The sequence below is a fragment of the Streptomyces sp. NPDC004658 genome (assembly GCF_040609555.1).
Taxonomy (GTDB): domain Bacteria; phylum Actinomycetota; class Actinomycetes; order Streptomycetales; family Streptomycetaceae; genus Streptomyces.
The window spans coordinates 1-1,500 of sequence record NZ_JBEXKG010000389.1; the positions used below are offsets into that span (position 1 = coordinate 1).

At 62.9% G+C, this 1,500-nt stretch carries 2 protein-coding genes; both read right to left on the reverse strand.

Annotation, left to right across the window (positions count from 1 at the left end; genetic code table 11):
• Positions 1-675 (reverse strand): hypothetical protein (locus ABZV94_RS41560; protein ID WP_356350297.1); only part of this gene is annotated, 675 nt, incomplete at its 3' end.
• 517 nt (positions 676-1,192) lie between these two features.
• On the reverse strand, positions 1,193-1,500 hold a 308-nt coding region (locus ABZV94_RS41565; protein WP_356350298.1), incomplete at its 5' end, for a hypothetical protein.

Below are 1,500 nucleotides of genomic sequence, written 5' to 3' on the forward strand. Positions count from 1 at the left end.
GTCCAGCAGGTCGAACGCCCGGACCTGCGCATCTGTCAGCGGGGCGATTCCCGGCCGACGGTGCCCGATCTCGATGTACTCCCGCAGGTAGTGGACGTGGTCCTTGCCGTGCCTGGCCTCAAGGACGGGGCGGAGTGTCGTGCGTGGTGCGCCGGGAGTGTCATCCCTCGTGTCGAAGTGCACCGGACGCCGGAGGGTTTCGAGCACACCGGCGTGCTCACCCAGCCGTTCCAGCAGGCCGGGGAGTCGAACGAGCACGAGGTCACCGCCCACGGCGGCCTGGTGGATGCAGGTCAGGGTGAAGTAGTCCGGCACCGAGCCCGGGCGGTGAGGTGAATCAGTGTGCAGGTTGCCGCCGGTGCGGGAGTCCGAATATCGCCCGGTAGCCCCTTCGCCGAGCTTCATCCCACGGTCGCGGACCTCCCGGAGCAGGGTGCCCGCGCTGTCCTGCGGCAACAGGTCTCCGAGCGCCGACGATGCCGCGAGTGCAAAGGCCTGGGACTGCGCCAGGTCCAGATGTTGCAGGCCGGTGAGAACGAAGCAGCCGGGCTCGCCGTCAAGATAGCGCCGCGCATATGGCTGCAGTTCCGCGCGCAGCTGGTCGAGGGTGGAATCCTTTGTCAGCTCTTTGGAAACTTCGAATCGTACGCTGTCGAAGCTGTCCTGCGTAGTCATGCTGAATCCTTTGGCGGAAAATCGCCCTGGCACAGCCTCAGGCCGCCGTGAGGCGCGGGCAGGTGCGGACGCGAGGTCGCCCGTAGTCGGCTTGCCTGAGTACAGGCTTGGATTTACGGGGCCTCTGAGTCGGGAGAGGACATTGCCGGCGGGTCTCAGTCACCGCGTGCGGCAACTGGTGCATAACCGGCACACGTCGGTCGTAGGACCTGACGGCGCAAAGCACCACGTTCCCAGCCAAGCTTCATAGCTCCCCCGTACTTCGAGCTCACAGAAACGTTCTTGGAATGATCATGAGCCTTGTCGAGTGAAGGGCACATGTCAAGGAAGTTAAGTCAAGGAAAAGCAAACAGTGACCCATGTCAAAGTTCAGGTAATTTTCCCGAGGCCGGTACGTGCGAATTGATCCCGCATGGTATGTGCCACGAAAAAATGTGAGGACGTTGACGCGCCGCTCCAGTGCTGCTTAAATCCTCACTTGATCTTCGCGGCCAACGCTTCGGACCCGTTTAACCGGTTACGCTCCGCCGTTGCTCCGCTGCATCGCCGAAGACCGAGCGGTCTGTGGCATCAGGCCGTCGGCGCGAATCTCTCGGATACCTTCCATCGAGCAATTCTCCGCTGACGCATCAGCCTGATTTCCAATCGATTCTGGGGGTTCAAATTGGCAGCTCAGCCAACCGCGCGCAGCGACGGGGAGAACGGTGTCGTCCTGCGACACCTTGTTTTCGGTGATGTCGCCCACCAGTACTCCGTCGAGCCGCATCCGGGAATTCCGATGCTGGTGGTCGGGCTGGCTGGGGAGCCTGGCGAGGAGGCCCGGGC